Origin of the sequence: Pseudomonas neuropathica (assembly GCF_051174785.1) — a bacterium.
GTDB lineage: Bacteria > Pseudomonadota > Gammaproteobacteria > Pseudomonadales > Pseudomonadaceae > Aquipseudomonas > Aquipseudomonas neuropathica_A.
Map to the genome: position 1 here is coordinate 2,881,461 of NZ_CP195111.1, position 19,697 is coordinate 2,901,157.

The window sequence follows — 19,697 nt, forward strand, 5'->3', positions numbered from 1 at the left end:
CTGGATCCAAGAAAGCAGAAGCTGTCCTCAGGCCATCATTTAACCAAAGCGTGAATTTGCCGACTAACGGTCAACGCTGAAGCCCCCGGAAACCGGCAGAGATGGCATTTCGACAGGATGTTGACGTCAATCATCTGCCAAACGGGCATTAACAAAAAATCCCTCTACGCTTATAAAGGCCGCCCCAAAAGGCGCGGGCTAGAGCTTCTGGTACCCGCGTTCAGGATGAACTGAGTGGAAGCACCGTTATGATCGATCTCGCAACCTGGAACCTCAGCGTTCCCGTTGGCAGTCCGCCCTACACCGTCGAAACCGAAAAACTGGTGAACGGCTTCAAGGATCAATACTTCCATTCCGATACCGGTACCTTGTTCTTCTGGTCACCGGTTACCGGGTCAAAAACCGAAAACGCCATTTATCCGCGCACCGAACTGCGCGAAACCTACAGCAACGGCACCCTGCGCAACTGGTACTACCCGGACGCCGATAACCTGCTGCGCGCGACCCTCACGGTTAACAAAGTGCCGAGTTCCGGCAAGATCGTCATTGGCCAGATTCACGCTTATGAAAGCCAGAAGCCGATGGTCAAACTCGAATACCAGTACAAGACCAAAACTGAAACCGGCAACCTGGTGATCAAGGTGCGCATGCATCCGGATGACGACGAAAGCCGCGTCATCACCCTGGCGACCGGGATCAAACTGGATCGCGAATTCAACTACCTTATCCACCTCAGCCCCGGCGGCGCGTTGGGTGTGAGTGCGGCGGGATATCAGTGGGATTCACAGATCAGTGCGACGTGGCGGAACAAGCCGTTGTACTTCAAGGCAGGGGTTTATGTGCAGGACAACACCGGGTATACGAGTGAGGGTGGGCAGGTGACGTTCAGCAAACTGGATATAGATCACGACAAGTAGTAACCACGCAAAAAATATATTAAGTTTTTTAAATCATCGAATAAATGCAGGTGGCGAAAAAGACAAACTCTTCGCCACCTGATTTATTATTTATCCACAACAGACTATAAAAAATAACCAATCGACGACATAGAGCAAAAACAACTAGCCCTTTTCTCCTTTGAACTTGAATTCCCCTTCAACCTTTACTCCCGGCTTCGTAAAAAGAAAGCTCCCTTCTGGATAATCGCCGTTTTTTGTCAAAATCAATTTTCCATCACGATAATCGACCTCTCCCTGACCCGGGAAATCCGTGCGAGCTACGATTTTGTCTAGATTGAAGATAATGTCGTACTCACCTTCACGCATCGTTCGATCAAATCGCAGCATCACGAAGTAGTGACGTTCAGATACCCGTCCCTGCGCTTTAAAATAAAAATAGTCATCATAAGCTTGTCTGTTTGGTCGGCTTTCATAGGTAATCGGGCCGTTCCCAACGTCCAGCGTAACGTTTACCACTCCAAAATCACCCATCTCTGGAATTTTATCCAAGTCTTCCGCTTTGATCGAGCTCATACCTTATTCACTCCAAAAATCAATTGAAGCGCCACAGTAAGAAAACACCCTCCCCTTTCCAACTGTAACTTCTGACAGGTTGTTAGAGCTTTTAGAAATCAAAAACCATTTCAATAGTAGATAACAGGTAGAAACAACCAAAAAATCTATAAGAGCTGAGTATTCGCTCTTATTGCCCCCGAGGCAGTACCTACACAGAGGTTTGGTTGATGACCGACAACACCGACGCAAAAGGCAGCTGGCAGGGAGAAATGGACTGCTTGAGAAATGATCCGACACTCAGTTCAATCCGCGCTCATGCGACGGGCGACATGCCTTGATCGGTTATCACTTGAAAGAGAAGCCTCTGCCCAGTCAATTAGCTGGGCTCATTCAAGTGCGGAGGCACCGCTTTACGGTGGGTTATTCGGTCGGTTGAAGCGCAGGATGCTCGGTTGAGCCGCTTTTACATCCAGCCTTTAAACAGCGCTGTTTAGATCTGTCGGCGGTTACTTCCGGATGCCTACAACAGCTTGCGTCGTTGCCTACCATTACCCCAGAATCCGCCGGCTTGTGCGCCTGGCGGGCCATCGGTAACTTGATTCGCGTCACTGATTTCCAGTGATCGGGTTTAGTAGCCCGAGGTTTCAAGCGTTGTGCACAAGCATCTGTCAGTCAGGTATTTCCATACCTGCGCTTGATGGTAGCTGTGCGCAGGGCACCTTCGGGTGCGCCGGCTTGCTCGAAACCCCGGTCTACTAACCTGCGTACAGTTGCCTCCACTTTGATTTAGTAGCCAAAGCGGGGGCACTCCAATCAGGTTTCGAGCAAATGACAAAATCAACGCCACACCCGCCAGAAACAGATCCCGCATCCCCTTACGAATCCCTCGACTCAAAAAAACTCAACGACGCCGCCGAGCGCGCCCTCGACCATTACCTCAAACCTTCCGCCTTCATCATGGCCTGCACGCATAAACCCGAACCCATGTACCTCGCCAACCCGAAGTACAACACCGAATCCCTGCTGGCCAACGCCAGCGAAACCCTGGGTTCAGCCAGCGAAATGCTCAACAACTTCGCCGCCATGCTCGACACCTCACACCGCAAGACTGCGCTGGGCATCGCGCAGGTCGTCATGCTCGTTGAATTGGCGGTAAATCAGGCGCTGGATCACGTTGAACTGAAGGAATAGTCGTCCACAAAAAAGCCCGCCTCACCGCGGGCTTCTTGAGCCAAATAGATTAAATGTTCCGCATAGGCAACATCGACATCAAAATGTGACGGTAGCGCAACATGGATTACTCTCTTTTAATCACCCGTCTCGGCATTTAATTACGTGTAAAACGTATAAATCGGGGCCTGACGCAGGCGCAGCTTGCCGATCTAGAAGGACTGACACGATACAAGCGAATAAAGGGGACGGAATCTTGATAAATAAATCCGCCCCCTTTTTTTGCGATTTCACCGAGATCTTAATCAAAAAAATCCGGCCAATTTGACATTATCTCCTTTTGCCACTCCCTTATTTTATTAAAAAACGAGAACCCTTATAGCGAAAAAATATTAAAACCTGTCATTTATTACAGGTTACCTGCAACAACTTCTCGCCTAATCTCATCGACGTAATACGAGACAACCTATTTGAATTTAATACTTGAACACACAGAAGGTAAACATCATGAAAACTTACAATGGCTTCGTATTTAACTCCAGCGAGGAACATGCCGCCACACTCAGATTTGACGATCTAGGCCAGCAAAATGGCAATATAAACAAAGGTTACATGGACTATTGCGGACTTGATTTCGTCGTCACCGGCACCTACACAAAGCCCACCAGGTCTTTTACTCTTCAAGCGAAATCAGATGCAAAAAATAGAGATGAGCTCAACCATGGCCCAAGCTCTCTGACTATTGCCATGAAATCATCTGATGGAACCGATAGTTACTTGGAAGGTACAGTTACCGTTAAAGCAGGCGGGCCGAATGTAGGCCAGACCTATGGAATCAAATTCACAAAAGGCTGATATCCTTCATTACCTATGAAACAGGATGAACCAGTTAACCTTACACTCAGCTGACCCCTTCAGATAACGCTGATATATAGCCTCCAGCGAGATCGGCTTAATCTTCGAAGCATTATGGGTTGCTCTTACTTTTAGATGACTTCGTCAGGCGACAAAATCGCCCACAAAAAACCCGCCTCACGGCGGGTTTCTTTTAAAGCAGTCTAACGCTCAGGCTTAGTTAACCTTAGCGTTCAACTCACCCTTCAGATAACGCTGATACATCGCTTCCAGCGAGATCGGTTTGATCTTCGATGCATTACCGGCAGTACCGAACGCCTCATAGCGAGCGATACACACATCACGCATCGCAGTCACAGTCGCGCCGAAGAATTTACGCGGGTCGAATTCGCTCGGGTTGGTGGCCATCAGGCGGCGCATCGCACCGGTGGAGGCCAGGCGCAGGTCGGTGTCGATGTTGACCTTGCGCACGCCGTGCTTGATGCCTTCGACGATTTCTTCAACCGGTACGCCGTAGGTTTCTTTGATGTCGCCGCCGTACTGGTTGATGATCGCCAGCCACTCTTGTGGCACCGAGGACGAACCGTGCATCACTAGGTGGGTGTTCGGGATGCGCTTGTGGATTTCCTTGATGCGGTCGATCGCCAGCACGTCACCGGTTGGTGGCTTGGTGAACTTGTAGGCGCCGTGGCTGGTGCCGATGGCGATGGCCAGGGCATCGACTTGGGTGCGTTTTACGAAGTCAGCGGCTTCTTCCGGGTCGGTCAGCATCTGGCTGTGATCCAGAACGCCTTCAGCGCCGATGCCGTCTTCTTCACCGGCCATGCCGGTTTCCAGCGAACCCAGGCAGCCCAGCTCGCCTTCTACCGAAACGCCGCAGGCGTGAGCCATGGCCACGGTTTGTTGGGTAACGCGGACGTTGTAGTCGTAGTCGGTCGGGGTCTTGCCGTCTTCGCCCAGCGAGCCGTCCATCATCACCGAGCTGAAGCCCAGTTGGATCGAGCGCTGGCAGACATCAGGGCTGGTGCCGTGGTCCTGGTGCATGCACACCGGGATGTGCGGGAATTCTTCGATCGCGGCCAGGATCAGGTGACGCAGGAATGGCGCGCCGGCGTATTTACGGGCGCCGGCCGAAGCCTGGACGATCACCGGGGAGTCAGTCTTGTCAGCGGCTTCCATGATGGCGCGCATCTGCTCAAGGTTGTTGACGTTGAAAGCTGGAACGCCGTAGCCGAATTCGGCTGCGTGGTCCAACATCTGGCGCATGCTGATAAGTGCCATTGTGTGTGTCTCTCCCGGTTGAGGGTCGTTAATCGTGCCAGCCTGCCGGAGCGGCGGCGGCTATTCAAGTGATTGCAGATCGGGGGTTGAGGCCCGGTCTGGTGATTCGATAAAGCAAAATCCTGAGAGCTACACAGAACCCCTGTGGGAGCGAGCCTGCTCGCGAAAGCAATCTTGCAGTCGCTGATGCAGTGCCTGTCAGACCGCTTTCGCGAGCAGGCTCGCTCCCACATTAGAACTGTGGTGTGTCAATTACTGCGCTTTGCAGCCGCGGCCGATCAGGTCATTGGTGGCGACCCAGTACACCAGGCCTTCGTCACCCTTGACGTGAAACGCCAGCATGCCGTCGCTGTACAGCGTGCCCGAGGCGCCCGGCTCTTCTTTCAGGCGATAGACCTGATCACCGCCACCCAGTCGAACATCGACTTCCTTCTGGCCGGCGTCGGCGTAACGCCACAGCACTTTGGCCTGGCTGTCGCAGGTCCAGGTGGTCCAGTTATCCGCCGGGGCAGACGACTGAAACAGGTTCAACTGCGCGCAACCGCCCAACAATGCCAACGCCGCAATGGCGATCAAGCCTTTCATCCGTGTTCCTCGACTGACGGCGCACGCCGCCAGCCCTGAGTTAAAGAGTCAGACCCGTCAAGGACAACCATGTTCCTTGGCCGGGGTTTGCGTCTCGTATTTGTCCAGGCCGTCCGGCCCGGAACGCTTGTTCAGCACCGGGTTGGTTTCGGCCTGCCAGTCGGCCTGATAACAGCCCTTCTGCGACTCGCTCGGTGCCGGCGTGGCCTCGGCCTTCGGATTACTCCCGCAGGCCGCCAGCGTACCGGTCAGCAACAACAGCGCTAACGACTTGACCATGAAAACACTCCTTTGCCTGGCCAAACGGGCGGCCTCAGGCCTTGGCCCGGCTTTCCAGGACTTCAACGGCTGGCAGCACTTTGCCCTCGACGAATTCGAGGAACGCGCCACCGCCGGTGGAAATGTAGGAGATTTGCTCAGCCACGCCATATTTATCGATCGCAGCCAGAGTGTCGCCACCGCCAGCAATCGAGAATGCCGAGCTTTCAGCGATGGCCTGGGCCAGCACTTTGGTGCCGTTGCCGAACTGGTCGAATTCAAACACGCCGACCGGACCGTTCCACAGAATGGTTTTCGACGATTTCAGCAGTTCGGCGAAATTGGCTGCGGTTTGCGGGCCGATGTCCAGAATCATGTCGTCGGCAGCAACGTCAGCGATCAGCTTGACGGTGGCTTCAGCAGTTTCAGCGAATTCCTTGGCAACCACTACGTCAACCGGCAATGGCACGCTGACTTTCGCAGCAATGGCGCGCGCGGTGTCGAGCAGATCCGGTTCGTACAGCGACTTGCCAACCGGGTGACCGGCCGCAGCGAGGAAAGTGTTGGCGATGCCGCCACCGACGATCAGTTGATCGCAGACCTGGCTCAGGCTGTTCAGCACGTCGAGTTTGGTCGACACCTTGGAGCCGGCAACAATAGCCGCCATTGGCTGAGCCGGTGCGCCGAGGGCTTTGCCCAGTGCGTCCAGTTCAGCGGCCAGCAGCGGACCTGCGGCAGCGACTTTGGCGAACTTGGCGACGCCGTGGGTCGAACCTTCAGCGCGGTGTGCGGTGCCGAAGGCGTCCATCACGAACACGTCGCACAGGGCCGCGTATTGCTGGGCCAGTTCGTCAGCGTTCTTTTTCTCGCCTTTGTTGAAGCGCACGTTTTCGAACAGCACGATGTCGCCGGCCTTGACGTCAACGCCGCCCAGGTAATCAGCCACCAGCGGCACTTCGCGGCCCAGCGCCTTGCTCAGGTATTCAGCGACTGGCTTGAGGCTGTTCTCGGCAGAGAACTCGCCTTCGGTCGGACGGCCAAGGTGCGAGCAGACCATCACGGCCGCGCCTTTTTCCAGGGCCAGCTTGATGGTCGGCAGCGAAGCCAGGATACGCGCATCGCTGGTGACAACACCGTCCTTGACTGGGACGTTGAGGTCTTCGCGGATCAATACGCGCTTACCTTGCAGATCGAGGTCGGACATCTTCAACACGGTCATGGGTCGCACTTCCTACGGTTTTTTTGAAGTTGCTGTTTGCAGATAGTGTTCTGCAACGTCCAGCATTCGGTTGGCAAAACCCCACTCGTTGTCGAACCAGGCCAGGATGTTCACCAGTTTGGGGCCGGAAACACGGGTCTGACTGGCATCGACGATGGCCGAATGTGGGTCATGGTTGAAATCACAACTGGCGTGCGGCAGCTCGGTGTAGGCGAGCAAGCCTTTGAGCGGGCCATTGGTGGCGGCTTCGCGCAGGATCCGGTTGACCTCATTGGCGTCAGTCGCGGTGGCGGTCTGCATCGTGATGTCGAGGCAGGACACGTTGACCGTCGGCACGCGTACGGCTTTGGCCTGAATTCGCCCGGCAAGTTCCGGCAGCAGGCGCTCGATACCACGCGCCAGACCAGTGGACACCGGGATCACCGACTGGAACGCCGAACGGGTGCGGCGCAGATCTTCGTGGTGATAGGCGTCGATCACTGGCTGGTCGTTCATCGCCGAGTGAATGGTGGTGATCGACACGTAATCGAGGCCGATGGCCTTGTCGAGCAGGCGCAACAACGGCACGCCGCAGTTGGTGGTGCAGGAAGCATTGGAGACCAGCAGTTCGTCGCCGGTCAGGCAGTCCTGATTGACGCCGTAAACGATAGTGGCGTCGACATCCGCCTCGCTGGCCATCGGCTGCGAGAACAACACGCGTGGCGCGCCGGCGTCGAGAAAGCGCTGGCCGTCGGCACGGGTGTTATAGGCACCGGAGCATTCGAGCACCAGATCGACGCCGAGTGACGCCCAATCGATGCCTTCGGGGGTGGCACTGCGCAGGACCTTCACGCAGTCGCCATTAATATGCAGACAATCGTCTTCTACTCGCACCTCGCCCGGGAAGCGGCCGTGGGTGGAGTCGAAGCGTGTCAGGTATTCGATGCTGGCCATGTCCGCCAGATCGTTGATCGCGACAATTTCAAACCCGGCTTTCTCGCCTCGCTCAAACAACGCACGCAAGACGCAACGACCAATCCGGCCGTAGCCGTTTAGTGCAACTTTGTAAGGACGCGGTTGAGGCATGGGGTTCTCGATTACCGTGGTGAATCAGGCAGTGCGATGTTGCCCGAACCAACGCTTTCGCGAGCAGGCTCGCTCCCACAGGGAAACGCATTCCAATGTGGGAGCGAGCCTGCTCGCGAAGGCGTCAGCTCAGGCAACATCTTTTCTGGATCAGTCTTCCAGCAACTCTTCAGCCTGACCCAGGATGTTTTCCAGGGTGAAGCCGAACTCTTCGAACAGTGCCGAAGCCGGAGCCGATTCGCCGTAAGTGGTCATGCCGATCACGCGACCTTCCAGACCCACGTACTTGAACCAGAAGTCGGCGTGAGCCGCTTCGATCGCGATACGTGCGCTGACCTGCAACGGCAGCACGGCTTGCTTGTAGCCGGCGTCCTGAGCATCGAACACGCTGGTGCACGGCATGGAAACCACACGCACCTTGCGACCTTGCTCGGTCAGTTTGTCGAAGGCCTGAACCGCCAGACCGACTTCCGAACCCGTGGCGATCAGGATCAGCTCAGGCTCGCCTGCGCAGTCCTTCAGCACGTAACCGCCACGGCTGATGTCGGCAATCTGGCCGGCATCGCGTTCCTGGTGCTGCAGGTTCTGACGCGAGAAGATCAGCGCCGAAGGGCCGTCCTTACGCTCCAGAGCGTTTTTCCAGGCCACCGCCGATTCAACGGCATCGGCTGGACGCCAGGTGTCGAGGTTCGGCGTGGTACGCAGGCTGGTCAGTTGCTCGATCGGCTGGTGCGTCGGGCCGTCTTCGCCCAGACCGATGGAGTCGTGGGTGTAGACGTGGATCACTTGCTTCTTCATCAGCGCCGACATGCGCACGGCGTTGCGCGCATATTCCATGAACATCAGGAAGGTCGCGCCGTAAGGCACCAGACCGCCGTGCAGGGTCACGCCGTTCATGATTGCGGTCATGCCGAATTCGCGCACGCCGTAGTACATGTAGTTGCCGCTGGCATCTTCAGCGCTGACGCCTTTGCAACCTTTCCACAGGGTCAGGTTGGAACCGGCCAGGTCAGCGGAGCCGCCGAGCAGTTCCGGCAGCAACGGGCCGAACGCGTTCAGGGTGTTCTGGCTGGCTTTACGGCTGGCGATGGTTTCGCCTTTGGCCGCGACTTCAGCGATGTAGGCCGAGGCTTTTTCGGAGAAGTCAGCCGGCAGCTCACCGCTCAGGCGACGCACCAGTTCGTTGGCTTCGGTCGGGAACGCAGCGGAGTAAGCAGCGAAACGCTGATCCCACTCGGCTTCGGCCGCGCGACCTTTTTCCTTGGCATCCCACTCGGCATAGATGTCGGCCGGGATTTCGAACGGACCGTGGTTCCAGTTCAGCGCCTGACGGGTCAGGGCGATTTCTGCGTCACCCAGTGGAGCGCCGTGGCAGTCTTCTTTACCCTGCTTGTTCGGCGAACCGAAACCGATGGTGGTCTTGCAGCAGATCAGCGTCGGCAGCGGGCTCTTGCGCGCGGTTTCGATGGCAGTCTTGATCTCTTCCGGATCGTGACCGTCAACGTTGCGGATCACTTGCCAGTTGTAGGCTTCAAAACGCTTCGGGGTGTCATCGGTGAACCAGCCTTCGACTTCGCCGTCGATGGAGATGCCGTTGTCATCGTAGAAAGCAATCAGCTTGCCCAGACCCAGCGTACCGGCCAGCGAAGCGACTTCGTGGGAAATGCCTTCCATCATGCAGCCATCACCCAGAAACACGTAGGTGTGGTGGTCAACGATGTTGTGGTTTGGACGGTTGAACTGCGCCGCCAGGACTTTTTCTGCCAGAGCGAAACCGACGGCGTTGGCCAGACCCTGACCCAGCGGGCCGGTGGTGGTTTCAACGCCTGGGGTGTAACCGAATTCCGGGTGGCCCGGGGTGCGGCTGTGCAGTTGACGGAACTGCTTGAGGTCTTCGATCGACAGGTCGTAACCGGTCAGGTGCAGCAGCGAGTAGATCAACATCGAGCCGTGGCCGTTGGACAGCACGAAGCGGTCACGGTCGGCGAACGATGGATTGCTCGGGTTGTGCTTGAGGTAGTCGCGCCAAAGCACTTCGGCGATATCTGCCATACCCATAGGGGCACCGGGATGGCCGCTGTTGGCTTTTTGCACGGCATCCATGCTGAGGGCACGAATGGCGTTGGCACGCTCACGACGGCTAGGCATCGCTGATCTCCTGGGTTCTGGTAAGTCGAAACGGAAAAAAGGAGGGCATTTTCCCTCACCGGGGCGCCTCGGGGCAATGACAGATAGTCATCGGGGGGCGTTTTTCCAATGGATAGCGGCGCTTTCTGTTGGTGAAACCTTTCCGCTACTCGTTTGTAGAGTTAACCGTCTCCTGAGAAGTGCCATTTATCGAGCAATATCAAAACTTTTTGATATTGACCTTGCGATGATTTGCCCCCCTCTCTAGACTGCCAGCCCTATGAACTTACGCGTGCCTTCCATTCGCCATGACGATTGCGACGAGCTGGCGGCCCTGTGCAAGGCCGGCGGTGATCCGCTGCGGCTGAATGTACTGCGCGCGCTGGCCAACGATTCGTTCGGCGTACTGGAGCTGGCGCAGATTTTCGGCATTGGCCAGTCCGGCATGAGTCATCACCTCAAGGTGCTGGCCCAGGCTGATCTGGTGGCGACGCGCCGCGAAGGCAATGCGATTTTCTATCGCCGTGCCCTGCCCCACACCGAATTGTTGGGCGGCAAGCTGCACGCGGCATTGTTAGAAGAAGTCGACAACCTGACGCTGCCTGACGATGTGCAAGCGCGTATTGAACAGGTTCACAGCCAACGCGCTGCTGCCAGCCAGGACTTTTTCGCAAGGGTCGCGGAGAAATTCCGTGCCCAGCAAGACTTGATCGCAGGCCTGCCGCAGTACCGCGAAAGCGTGCTGGCCCTGCTCGACAAACTGAACTTCAATGGTGCGGCCACGGCCATTGAAGTCGGCCCCGGCGATGGTGCTTTTCTGCCGGAACTGGCCCGCCGCTTCGGCACCGTAACCGCGCTGGACAACAGCCCGGCGATGCTCGAACTGGCGCGTCAGGTATGTGAACGTGAACAGCTGGCTAACGTCAGCCTGCAATTGGCCGATGCATTGAACGGCACCAGCCTTACGGCCAATTGCGTAGTGTTGAACATGGTGTTGCACCATTTCGCCGCGCCGGCCGATGCGCTCAGGCACATGGCCGACCTGCTGCAACCGGGCGGTAGCCTGCTCGTGACAGAGTTATGTAGCCACAACCAGAGTTGGGCCAGGGAGGCCTGCGGTGATCTGTGGTTGGGGTTTGAACAGGACGATTTGGCCCGTTGGGCCACCGCTGCGGGACTCGTTCCCGGGGAAAGCCTCTATGTAGGCTTACGTAATGGTTTCCAGATCCAGGTCCGCCATTTTCAGCGACCGGCTGGCGACACTCACCATCGGTAAATTCAGGAAAACATCGAGATGAGCGAATACTCCCTCTTCACCTCCGAGTCCGTGTCCGAAGGACATCCGGACAAAATCGCCGACCAGATTTCCGATGCGGTGCTGGACGCCATTATTGCCCAGGACAAACACGCACGCGTTGCTGTGGAAACTCTGGTCAAGACCGGTGTGGCCATCGTTGCCGGTGAAGTGACCACCAGCGCCTGGGTCGACCTGGAGCAGATCGTTCGTGACGTGATTTGCGACATCGGCTACACCAGCTCCGAAGTCGGCTTCGACGGCGCGACTTGCGGCGTGATGAACATCATCGGCAAGCAGTCCCCAGACATCAACCAGGGTGTTGACCGTGCCAAGCCTGAAGATCAGGGCGCCGGCGACCAGGGCCTGATGTTCGGTTACGCCAGCAACGAAACCGACGTTTTGATGCCAGCCCCGATCACCTTCTCGCACCAGCTGGTGCAGCGCCAGGCCGAAGCCCGTAAATCGGGTCTGCTGCCTTGGCTGCGTCCAGACGCCAAGTCGCAAGTGACGTGCCGTTACGAAGGCGGCAAGGTTGTCGGAATCGACGCGGTTGTTCTGTCGACCCAGCACAACCCTGAAGTCTCGTACAAAGACCTGCGCGAAGGCGTGATGGAGCTGATCGTCAAGCACGTACTGCCTGCCGAACTGCTGAGCAAAGACACCCAGTTCCACATCAACCCGACCGGCCAGTTCATCATTGGCGGCCCGGTAGGTGACTGCGGTCTGACCGGTCGCAAGATCATCGTCGACAGCTACGGCGGCATGGCCCGTCACGGCGGCGGCGCGTTCTCCGGTAAAGATCCATCGAAGGTTGACCGTTCGGCTGCGTACGCTGGCCGTTACGTTGCCAAGAACATCGTCGCTGCCGGCCTGGCCGAGCGTTGCGAGATTCAGGTTTCCTACGCGATTGGTGTGGCTCAGCCTACCTCGATCTCGCTGAACACCTTCGGCACCGGCAAGATCAGCGATGACAAGATCATCAAACTGGTGCGTGAAGTGTTCGACCTGCGTCCATACGCGATCACCACCATGCTCGATCTGCTGCACCCGATGTACCAGGAAACTGCAGCGTACGGCCACTTCGGTCGCGCGCCAGAGACCAAGACCGTTGGCGAAGACACCTTCACCACGTTCACCTGGGAAAAAACCGACCGCGCCGACGCCCTGCGTTCTGCTGCTGGCCTGTAAGACTTCCTCGGCGGTACAAAAAGCCCCGCACGGTTCGCGCCGTGCGGGGCTTTTTCATGTCTGAAATCCGGAGTTCAACTCATAACGTTCAGGTCGATGCATATCCAACAAACCACTCGGTCAGTCCCCTCTCCCCCCGGGAGAGGGTTAGGGTGAGGGGCTGTTTTCCCTGCAAAGAAACAAGCGGTAAAACACCCACCCGGCAGAGTAAATATCTTCACCTAACCTTCAAACACTCCCCTTGAGCAAGGACGCTCACGATGCTTGCCACGCTGCGCCTGATATTTATTTTCCTGCTGATGTCTGCAACGTTCAGCGCCCAAGCCACCTGCCCGAACTGGCCTGCGCCCCAAGCCCAACGCGAAATCACTACCCTGCAAAACCAGATCACCCAATGGGACGACGCCTACCACCGCGAAGGCCGCTCACTGATTGCCGACGAACTCTACGATCAGTCACGCCTGCGCTTAAGCGAATGGCAACACTGCTTTAATCTGCCATCCACGCCCGCGCCACTGCGTACTGCCTCAGGCTCAATCGCACACCCCATTGCCCACACCGGCCTGGACAAGTTGCACGAAGCAGCCGCCGTGGAGACATGGCTGCGCGACCGCCAGGATGTCTGGGTACAACCCAAAGTCGACGGCGTCGCGGTGACGCTGATTTACCGCGCAGGCGTTTTGCATCAGGCCATCAGTCGCGGTGACGGGGTTCGCGGGAAAGACTGGACGCCATCAGCGCGGAAGATCGGCGCTATCCCTCAACGCCTGTCACAACCACTGGATTTACTGGTGCAGGGTGAACTTTACTGGCGGCTGAACCAGCATGTGCAAGCTCGATCCGGCAGCATTAACGCCCGCGCCACCGTGGCCGGATTGATGAGCCGCAAATCCCTGAGCGCAGAACAAGCCTCCGGCATCGGGCTGTTCGTTTGGGACTGGCCACAAGGACCTTTGGACTTGCCCGAGCGAGTATCCGGACTGACGACCCTGGGTTTCGCCACGATTGAGCCGTATAGCCATCCCGTTGCCGACTTGGCGGAGGCGCAGAAATGGCGCGATCACTGGTATCGCTCACCTCTGCCGTTTGCCACTGACGGCGTGGTTTTGCGCCAGCGTCTGCGCCCACCTGCAGAACGCTGGCAGGCGCGCTCACCCTACTGGGCAGTTGCCTGGAAATACCCGTTTGCTCAGGCATTGGCTGAAGTCCGCAAGGTCAACTTCAAAATCGGGCGCACCGGTCGCATCACCCCGGTGATCGAGCTGATCCCCGTCATGCTCGATGATCGGGAGATCAAACGCGTCAGCGCCAGTTCGTTGAAGCGCTGGCAAGCGCTGGATATTCGCCCCGGTGATCAGGTCGCAGTCAGCCTCGCCGGTCTGACCATTCCACGGCTCGACAGCGTTGTGCTGCGCGCTACCGAACGGGCAGATATCAATATCCCCAACGCCGACGATTTCCACAACTTGAGCTGCTGGCAACCCACGCCCGGCTGCGAAAGCCAGTTTCTCGCCCGCTTGACCTGGCTCAGTGGCAAACAAGGACTGGCGATGCAACATGTCGGTCGCGGTACCTGGGAGAAACTTTTCGAAACAGGCCGTGTGAATAACCTGCTGGATTGGTTGACCCTCGACGCGCCAGAGCTTGCTAACATTGCCGGCTTCGGCGAGCGCAGCAGCGAACGCCTGATGAACAGTTTTCACAGCGCCCGCCAACGGCCCTTCGCTCAGTGGCTGAAGGCCCTGGGCTTACCGCCAACCGGTGAGGCACGACTCCCCGATTCATGGCAGGCGCTGGCACAACGTGACACCGAACAATGGCAGGCAGAACCCGGTATCGGGCCCGGTCGCGCAGCGCAATTGAGCGCCTTCTTCCGCGACCCGCAGGTGCTAGCCTTGAGCGACACCCTGCGTACCGCCGGTATCGACGGTTTCTGAGCAAGCAATCCCGTTAACCCGGGAACCCAACCACCACCGAGGCGCTCCAACAGCGCAGTGCCGCCCCGACCTGATTGCCTTTGCACATGGAGCTTTTATGAAATTTCTTGCACCGCTTGCCATGCTGACCCTTTGCGGCGTAATGGCCAACCCCGTCATGGCCGACGAAGACGCCCCGGGCCTGACCGGTTGCGCCGCCAAGAAGCAGGGCATCATGAACCAGATCGAACAGGCCAAGTCGCGCGGCAACGCCGATCAGCAGGCAGGCCTGGAAACGGCCTTGCGTGAAGTGACCGAGCACTGCACCGACGCCGGTCTGAAGAAAGAACGCGAAAACAAGGTGCTCGAAGCCAAACACGAAGTGAGCCAGCGTCAGGCTGACCTAGACAAGGCGATGAAGAAAGGCGACCCGGAGAAGATCAACAAGCGCAAAGACAAACTCGCCGAATCGCGCAAAGAACTGCAAGACGCGCTGGACGAAATCGACAAGTAAAAATCAAAAGATCGCAGCCTGCGGCAGCTCCTACCCTGATCAATGCAGGAGCTGACGCTTGCTGCGATCTTTTAAATATCAATGATCGCGAAACTGTTTATGGCAAGCGCTGCAGGCATCTTCAACTTTCTGCACCGCAGGCCCGAGATTGCTGGCCTTGTACGGCTGAACCTGGCTGGCAATCACCAACTCACCGGTGGCGGCTTCAAGGGTGCGGGCCATTTCCTGAAACTGTGCCTGTTTCTGCCAAACATCATCCTTGGCGCTGGTGTGATCTTCTTCGCGAACCTGCGGAAAATGCTTCCAGGGTTCATGGGACAACGCATCGAGTTTGACCGCGCCCTCGGCGAACTTCGGCCCGTCGAACGGAATGCGCCCACGCAGCATGCCACCCAGATCTTCGCCGGTCTTGAGCATCTGTTTGAAAATGGCCTTGCGCTGGCCCAACGGAGAATTCGGATCGACACCGCCACAGGCGGACAAGGTCAGACAGGCCAGCAATACAACAGCAATGCGTTTAAGAGTCATGGTGGCTTCAGGTCACGGAATTCGGCGGCCAGTATCCTCGCGTCACCACCAAACACCAATAGCCCTATTAAAAATACGGGTTGCCAGAGCGCATGGAGCACACGGGCAACCGGCACAGGAATCACTCCATGAACAGCCGTCTCAAGGCCTGGCGTCACCCGCTGATCGCAACCCTGCCGCTACTGGCGATCCTCGCTGGCTGCACCGGTGGTGACAGCGCCAAGCCAAAAACCCACGCGCTGGCCACCTATTCCAGCGCTACCTGGGAAGCACTGCCGGCGGTGTCCGACAGCGATCTGGTCGCCGGCTTCGGTTCGTGGCGCAGCGCCTGCACCCGCCTGAAGGCTGATCCGGTCTGGGGCACAACCTGCGCAGCAGCAGCGAATGTGCCGCAGAGCGCCAGCGAAATTCGCGCCTTCCTCAAGCAGAACCTCGACGTGTTTGGCCTGCGCGCTGAAAACGACAACCCCAACGGCTTGATCACCGGCTACTACGAACCGGTCTACCCTGGCAGCCTGACGCCCACCGACGCGGCCAATGTGCCGGTGTATGGCGTGCCGGAAGACATGATCATCGTCTCGCTGGACAGCATTTATCCCGAACTCAAAGGCAAACGCCTGCGCGGTCGCCTCGAAGGGCGCGTGCTCAAGCCTTACGACGATGCCGCGACCATCGAATCAAAAGGCGTCAAAGCGCCTGTTGTTGCCTACCTGACCGATCCGATGAACCTGCAATTCCTACAGATCCAGGGTTCCGGGCGCATTCAGACCGAGGACGGTAAACAGCTGCGCATCGCCTACGCCGATCAGAACGGCCACCCGTACCGCCCAATCGGCCGCTGGCTGGTCGAGCAAGGCGAGCTGAAGAAAGAAGACGTGACCATGAACGCGATCAGCAATTGGGCCAAGGCCAATCCGTCGCGCATCCCCGAACTGCTCGGCAGTAACCCGAGCTACGTATTCTTCACCCGCAACCCGGACAGCAACGAAGGCCCACGCGGCTCGCTGAACGTGCCGCTAACTGCCGGTTACAGCGCGGCGGTGGATCGCAAAGTGATTCCGTTGGGCAGCCTGTTGTGGCTATCGACCACGCGCCCGGACGGCACGGCACTGGTGCGCCCGGTGGCAGCACAGGATACCGGCGGCGCGATTGCCGGCGAGGTTCGCGCGGATCTGTTTTGGGGTACGGGTGATGCGGCCGGACAACTGGCCGGGGACATGAAACAGCAAGGGCAGATCTGGATGCTCTGGCCTAAAGGTGCGGCGTTGCCACAAGTGCCGCAGGTGGCGGATACAGAAAAGAAGTAACCCTTAGGATCTTTGTCGTCTGAACAATGGCTTTCGCGAGCAGGCTCGCTCCCACAGTTGGAACGCATATCCATGTGGGAGCGAGCCTGCTCGCGAATAGGCCATCGGCAACACCCGATAATCAGACCGAGACAAAGAAGAACGAAGCAATCAACCCCATCCCCACAAACCACACCAGCGACCGCAAGATCGCCCAGTCGGCCAGATAGCAGATGATGTACAGCAGGCGACTGGTGATAAACAGCACCGCCAGCACATTGACCGTCACCAGCTGCGCCGTCCCTACCAGATGTGCGACGATCACTGCCGCGGCAAATGCCGGCATCACTTCAAAGCTGTTCAGTTGTGCCGCATGCGCCCGCCGGGCCACACCACCCACGCTATCGAGAAAATCCCGGGGATCATGATTGTCCCCCAGCCTGAAACCGCCCGAGACCTTGGCCACAATCGTGCACACATACGGCAGAAAAATCGCAATCAACACGCACCACAGAGCCACCGTCATAACACCGTCCTTTTTTCGAGTTATAGAATTCGCGGGCAGTCAGAACTTCATCACCAGCATGCCGATCAGCACCAGCCCACAGGCTAAGAGCCGCGGCCGGCCAAAAGGTTCTTTCAAGTAGCGCATGCCGAACAGCACCACCAGAATCACGCTGATCTCGCGCAACGCGGCCGCTTCGGCAATCGAGCCCAACTGCATCGCCCACAGCACCAGAGCGTAGCTGAACAACACACAGAACCCGACGGCCAGCCCCAGCTTCCATTGCTCACGCCAGAACTGCATGAACGCCGGTCGCTTGGCGACCCACGCCAGCAACGGAAATGGCCAGGCACTGAGCAGCGTGACCCAGACCAGGTAATCGAGCGGATGCGACCAGCGCCGCAACGCCTGGCCATCGATGTAGGTGTAGGAGCCGATGCACAGGCCAATCAGCGCCACCACCGGCAGCATCGACCACGGCAAATGCTTGCCGCCACCACCCTGCCAAAGCAGACAGGCCATACCGAACGGAATCAGCATGATGCCGAAGATCTGCTGGGTGGTGAGCACTTCGCCTGCGAAGATCAGGGTCAGCGCCAGCACCACCAGCGGTGACAACCCACGCATCAGCGGATAGACCAACCCGAGATCACCCACCCGATACGCCTGAATCAGCAGGTAGCGATAGAGCAGTTCGAAAGCGGCCGAGGCGAGAATCCATGGCCAGATTTCAACTGGCGGCAAATTCACGAATGGCAGCGCGATGGCAACCACCAACAGCGCCACGGTGTCCATGCACGCCACCACCAGCAGCCGTTCGGCGCTGAACTTGATTAACGTATTCCACGTCGCATGCAACAGCGCCGCCATCAATACCAACCCCGTCGCCAGCACGTCTTACCCCTTATTTTTATGAGTCCCCATGTAGGAGCTGCCGCAGGCTGCGATCTTTTGATTCTGATTTTTAACAGCAAGATCAAAAGATCGTCCGAACGCGGCCCGAGCCTGCGGCAGCTCCTACAGTGAAACGTCGAATAGTCAGATTATTGATTCGCGATGTGTCAGCAGCTGTTTATACTGCAAGCGACCACGCCGCACTCAGTTGCGCACAGAAAAATTCCAATAACTCTTGCCTGCACCGCCTCCTTTCGAAAACGGTCGTCGGCCTGCGTATGCCTGATCAAAGCGTCAAGACTACCGACAGAGACCTTGCGCATGCCACTCGCCTTGCTTGCACTCGCTGTTGCCGCATTCGGCATCGGCACCACTGAATTCGTCATCATGGGCTTGTTGCCCGACGTCGCCCGCGACCTCGCTGTGAGCATTCCTCACGCGGGCCTGCTGATCACCGGTTACGCGTTGGGCGTGGTCTTCGGCGCACCGATCCTGGCGATCGGCACCGCGAACATGCCGCGCAAAGCAACATTGCTGGGCATGACGCTGATGTTCATCCTCGGCAACATACTCTGCGCACTGGCGCCAAACTACGCGACGCTGATGGCCGCCCGCGTAGTCACCGCGCTGTGTCACGGCGCGTTCTTCGGCATTGGCTCGGTGGTCGCCGCCGGACTGGTGGCGCCGAACAAACGCGCGCAGGCGATTGCGATGATGTTCACCGGCCTGACATTGGCCAACGTCCTCGGCGTGCCATTGGGCACGGCGCTCGGGCAATACGCCGGGTGGCGTTCGACCTTCTGGGCGGTCTCGGTGATTGGCGTAATCGCCGCCCTGGCGCAGTGGCTGTGGCTGCCGAAACACATCCCGATGGACAAGGCCAACCTTGCCAGCGAGTTCAAGGTGCTGGGCAAGGTCAACGTCTTGCTGGCACTGGGCATGAGCGTGCTGGCCTCGACCAGCCTGTTCAGCGTGTTCACTTATATCGCGCCGATCCTGCAGGACATCACCGGCGTCAGCCCCCACGGCGTCACGGTGATGTTGCTGCTGTTCGGTGTTGGTTTAACCGGCGGCAGCATGCTTGGCGGGCGCCTGGCCGATAGCCGTTTGCTGCCGTCGCTGGTCGGCGTGGCCCTGGCGGTGGTGGTGATTCTGGCAGCGTTCAGCCAGACCAGTCGCTCGGTGGTACCTGCGGCAATCACCCTGGTGCTGTGGGGAATTTTCGCTTTTGCGCTGTGCCCGATTCTGCAATTGCTGATCATCGATCAGGCCCATGAAGCACCCAATCTCGGCTCGACCTTGAACCAGAGCGCTTTCAACCTCGGTAATGCAGCGGGTGCGTGGATCGGAGGGCTGGTGGTGGCCAGTGGTGCGGATCTGGCGGACTTGCCGTGGACCGGTGCGCTGGTTGGCGTGCTGACAGTGCTGACGGCGCTTTGCTTTATCTATCTGCAACGTCGCAACGCGGTTGCGGTCAATGTGTCCGGCTGATCGGGTTTAACCCGTAAGAGCCCTCACCCTAGCCCTCTCCCAGAGGGAGAGGGGACTGACCGTG

At 57.9% G+C, this 19,697-nt stretch carries 19 protein-coding genes; 9 read left to right on the plus strand and 10 right to left on the minus strand.

Annotated features, from left to right (window positions below; all coding sequences use genetic code 11):
- Positions 1-248: 248 nt before the first annotated feature.
- Positions 249-917, plus strand: a complete 669-nt coding sequence (locus ACRRSD_RS13085; RefSeq protein WP_122604384.1) for a polysaccharide lyase family 7 protein — start codon at positions 249-251, stop codon at positions 915-917.
- Positions 918-1,061: 144 nt separating this feature from the next.
- Here the strand turns inward: ACRRSD_RS13085 and ACRRSD_RS13090 are convergent, their stop codons facing one another.
- Positions 1,062-1,472 carry a hypothetical protein gene (locus ACRRSD_RS13090; RefSeq protein ID WP_435038296.1) on the minus strand — a complete coding sequence of 137 codons (411 nt, stop codon included), beginning with the start codon at positions 1,470-1,472 and terminating at the stop codon, positions 1,062-1,064.
- Between the two features lie 810 nt (positions 1,473-2,282).
- Between ACRRSD_RS13090 and ACRRSD_RS13095 the strand changes: the two genes are divergently transcribed.
- Complete coding sequence (locus ACRRSD_RS13095; RefSeq protein ID WP_435038297.1) at positions 2,283-2,645, plus strand: DUF6124 family protein; 363 nt, start codon at positions 2,283-2,285, stop codon at positions 2,643-2,645.
- Positions 2,646-3,131: 486 nt separating this feature from the next.
- Entirely contained in the window at positions 3,132-3,479 is a 348-nt protein-coding gene (locus tag ACRRSD_RS13100) for a hypothetical protein (protein WP_435038298.1), read from the plus strand.
- A gap of 216 nt (positions 3,480-3,695) precedes the next feature.
- Here the strand turns inward: ACRRSD_RS13100 and fba are convergent, their stop codons facing one another.
- The 6 genes from fba to tkt form a co-directional block, all read right to left on the minus strand.
- Positions 3,696-4,760 (minus strand): class II fructose-bisphosphate aldolase, encoded by a 1,065-nt coding sequence (fba, locus tag ACRRSD_RS13105; protein WP_008081027.1) that lies wholly within the window; start codon positions 4,758-4,760, stop codon positions 3,696-3,698.
- Between the two features lie 252 nt (positions 4,761-5,012).
- Positions 5,013-5,345: an MliC family protein gene (locus ACRRSD_RS13110; RefSeq protein WP_083353737.1), complete on the minus strand. Its 333-nt coding sequence runs from the start codon at positions 5,343-5,345 to the stop codon at positions 5,013-5,015.
- Positions 5,346-5,402: 57 nt separating this feature from the next.
- Positions 5,403-5,624: a hypothetical protein gene (locus ACRRSD_RS13115; protein WP_007913756.1), complete on the minus strand. Its 222-nt coding sequence runs from the start codon at positions 5,622-5,624 to the stop codon at positions 5,403-5,405.
- A gap of 34 nt (positions 5,625-5,658) precedes the next feature.
- The gene (locus ACRRSD_RS13120; RefSeq protein ID WP_435038299.1) at positions 5,659-6,822 is read right to left on the minus strand and encodes a phosphoglycerate kinase; all 1,164 of its coding nucleotides are present in this window, start codon (positions 6,820-6,822) and stop codon (positions 5,659-5,661) included.
- A gap of 12 nt (positions 6,823-6,834) precedes the next feature.
- Positions 6,835-7,887: an erythrose-4-phosphate dehydrogenase gene (gene epd, locus ACRRSD_RS13125; protein WP_435038300.1), complete on the minus strand. Its 1,053-nt coding sequence runs from the start codon at positions 7,885-7,887 to the stop codon at positions 6,835-6,837.
- A 150-nt stretch (positions 7,888-8,037) separates the two neighbouring features.
- Positions 8,038-10,035, minus strand: a complete 1,998-nt coding sequence (tkt, locus tag ACRRSD_RS13130; protein WP_093429867.1) for a transketolase — start codon at positions 10,033-10,035, stop codon at positions 8,038-8,040.
- Between the two features lie 259 nt (positions 10,036-10,294).
- Here tkt and ACRRSD_RS13135 point away from each other — a divergent pair, with 259 nt between their 5' ends.
- The 4 genes from ACRRSD_RS13135 (at position 10,295) to ACRRSD_RS13150 (ending at position 14,929) form a co-directional block, all read left to right on the plus strand.
- Positions 10,295-11,290 (plus strand): ArsR/SmtB family transcription factor, encoded by a 996-nt coding sequence (locus ACRRSD_RS13135; protein WP_435038301.1) that lies wholly within the window; start codon positions 10,295-10,297, stop codon positions 11,288-11,290.
- Positions 11,291-11,308: 18 nt separating this feature from the next.
- Positions 11,309-12,499, plus strand: a complete 1,191-nt coding sequence (gene metK, locus ACRRSD_RS13140) for a methionine adenosyltransferase (protein ID WP_034153622.1) — start codon at positions 11,309-11,311, stop codon at positions 12,497-12,499.
- Positions 12,500-12,759: 260 nt separating this feature from the next.
- Positions 12,760-14,436, plus strand: coding sequence for an NAD-dependent DNA ligase LigB (ligB, locus tag ACRRSD_RS13145; protein WP_435038302.1), 1,677 nt, complete (start codon positions 12,760-12,762; stop codon positions 14,434-14,436).
- Positions 14,437-14,533: 97 nt separating this feature from the next.
- Positions 14,534-14,929, plus strand: coding sequence for a DUF1090 domain-containing protein (locus tag ACRRSD_RS13150; protein WP_435038303.1), 396 nt, complete (start codon positions 14,534-14,536; stop codon positions 14,927-14,929).
- 78 nt (positions 14,930-15,007) lie between these two features.
- On the opposite strand, the gene ACRRSD_RS13155 is transcribed toward ACRRSD_RS13150, so the two are convergent.
- Positions 15,008-15,457 (minus strand): c-type cytochrome, encoded by a 450-nt coding sequence (locus ACRRSD_RS13155; protein ID WP_116028377.1) that lies wholly within the window; start codon positions 15,455-15,457, stop codon positions 15,008-15,010.
- Between the two features lie 128 nt (positions 15,458-15,585).
- On the opposite strand from ACRRSD_RS13155, the gene mltA reads away from it, so the two are divergent.
- Positions 15,586-16,764, plus strand: coding sequence for a murein transglycosylase A (gene mltA / locus ACRRSD_RS13160; protein ID WP_435038304.1), 1,179 nt, complete (start codon positions 15,586-15,588; stop codon positions 16,762-16,764).
- A gap of 121 nt (positions 16,765-16,885) precedes the next feature.
- Here mltA and ACRRSD_RS13165 read toward each other — a convergent pair whose 3' ends face one another.
- A complete protein-coding gene (locus ACRRSD_RS13165) occupies positions 16,886-17,269 on the minus strand; it encodes an MAPEG family protein (RefSeq protein WP_122604394.1) in 384 nt (127 codons plus the stop codon).
- Positions 17,270-17,308: 39 nt separating this feature from the next.
- Positions 17,309-18,142: an EamA family transporter gene (locus ACRRSD_RS13170; RefSeq protein WP_435038305.1), complete on the minus strand. Its 834-nt coding sequence runs from the start codon at positions 18,140-18,142 to the stop codon at positions 17,309-17,311.
- A gap of 321 nt (positions 18,143-18,463) precedes the next feature.
- Between ACRRSD_RS13170 and ACRRSD_RS13175 the strand changes: the two genes are divergently transcribed.
- Positions 18,464-19,633: an MFS transporter gene (locus ACRRSD_RS13175; RefSeq protein ID WP_435038306.1), complete on the plus strand. Its 1,170-nt coding sequence runs from the start codon at positions 18,464-18,466 to the stop codon at positions 19,631-19,633.
- Positions 19,634-19,697 lie beyond the last annotated feature (64 nt).

What these genes read in the sequence shown, in the direction of transcription:
- ACRRSD_RS13085 (WP_122604384.1), top strand. Translation starts at nt 249, where the DNA reads ATGATCGATCTCGCAACCTGGAACCTCAGCGTTCCCGTTGGCAGTCCG.
- ACRRSD_RS13090 (WP_435038296.1), bottom strand. Translation starts at nt 1,472, where the DNA reads ATGAGCTCGATCAAAGCGGAAGACTTGGATAAAATTCCAGAGATGGGT.
- ACRRSD_RS13095 (WP_435038297.1), top strand. Translation starts at nt 2,283, where the DNA reads ATGACAAAATCAACGCCACACCCGCCAGAAACAGATCCCGCATCCCCT.
- ACRRSD_RS13100 (WP_435038298.1), top strand. Translation starts at nt 3,132, where the DNA reads ATGAAAACTTACAATGGCTTCGTATTTAACTCCAGCGAGGAACATGCC.
- fba (WP_008081027.1), bottom strand. Translation starts at nt 4,760, where the DNA reads ATGGCACTTATCAGCATGCGCCAGATGTTGGACCACGCAGCCGAATTC.
- ACRRSD_RS13110 (WP_083353737.1), bottom strand. Translation starts at nt 5,345, where the DNA reads ATGAAAGGCTTGATCGCCATTGCGGCGTTGGCATTGTTGGGCGGTTGC.
- ACRRSD_RS13115 (WP_007913756.1), bottom strand. Translation starts at nt 5,624, where the DNA reads ATGGTCAAGTCGTTAGCGCTGTTGTTGCTGACCGGTACGCTGGCGGCC.
- ACRRSD_RS13120 (WP_435038299.1), bottom strand. Translation starts at nt 6,822, where the DNA reads ATGACCGTGTTGAAGATGTCCGACCTCGATCTGCAAGGTAAGCGCGTA.
- epd (WP_435038300.1), bottom strand. Translation starts at nt 7,887, where the DNA reads ATGCCTCAACCGCGTCCTTACAAAGTTGCACTAAACGGCTACGGCCGG.
- tkt (WP_093429867.1), bottom strand. Translation starts at nt 10,035, where the DNA reads ATGCCTAGCCGTCGTGAGCGTGCCAACGCCATTCGTGCCCTCAGCATG.
- ACRRSD_RS13135 (WP_435038301.1), top strand. Translation starts at nt 10,295, where the DNA reads ATGAACTTACGCGTGCCTTCCATTCGCCATGACGATTGCGACGAGCTG.
- metK (WP_034153622.1), top strand. Translation starts at nt 11,309, where the DNA reads ATGAGCGAATACTCCCTCTTCACCTCCGAGTCCGTGTCCGAAGGACAT.
- ligB (WP_435038302.1), top strand. Translation starts at nt 12,760, where the DNA reads ATGCTTGCCACGCTGCGCCTGATATTTATTTTCCTGCTGATGTCTGCA.
- ACRRSD_RS13150 (WP_435038303.1), top strand. Translation starts at nt 14,534, where the DNA reads ATGAAATTTCTTGCACCGCTTGCCATGCTGACCCTTTGCGGCGTAATG.
- ACRRSD_RS13155 (WP_116028377.1), bottom strand. Translation starts at nt 15,457, where the DNA reads ATGACTCTTAAACGCATTGCTGTTGTATTGCTGGCCTGTCTGACCTTG.
- mltA (WP_435038304.1), top strand. Translation starts at nt 15,586, where the DNA reads ATGAACAGCCGTCTCAAGGCCTGGCGTCACCCGCTGATCGCAACCCTG.
- ACRRSD_RS13165 (WP_122604394.1), bottom strand. Translation starts at nt 17,269, where the DNA reads ATGACGGTGGCTCTGTGGTGCGTGTTGATTGCGATTTTTCTGCCGTAT.
- ACRRSD_RS13175 (WP_435038306.1), top strand. Translation starts at nt 18,464, where the DNA reads ATGCCACTCGCCTTGCTTGCACTCGCTGTTGCCGCATTCGGCATCGGC.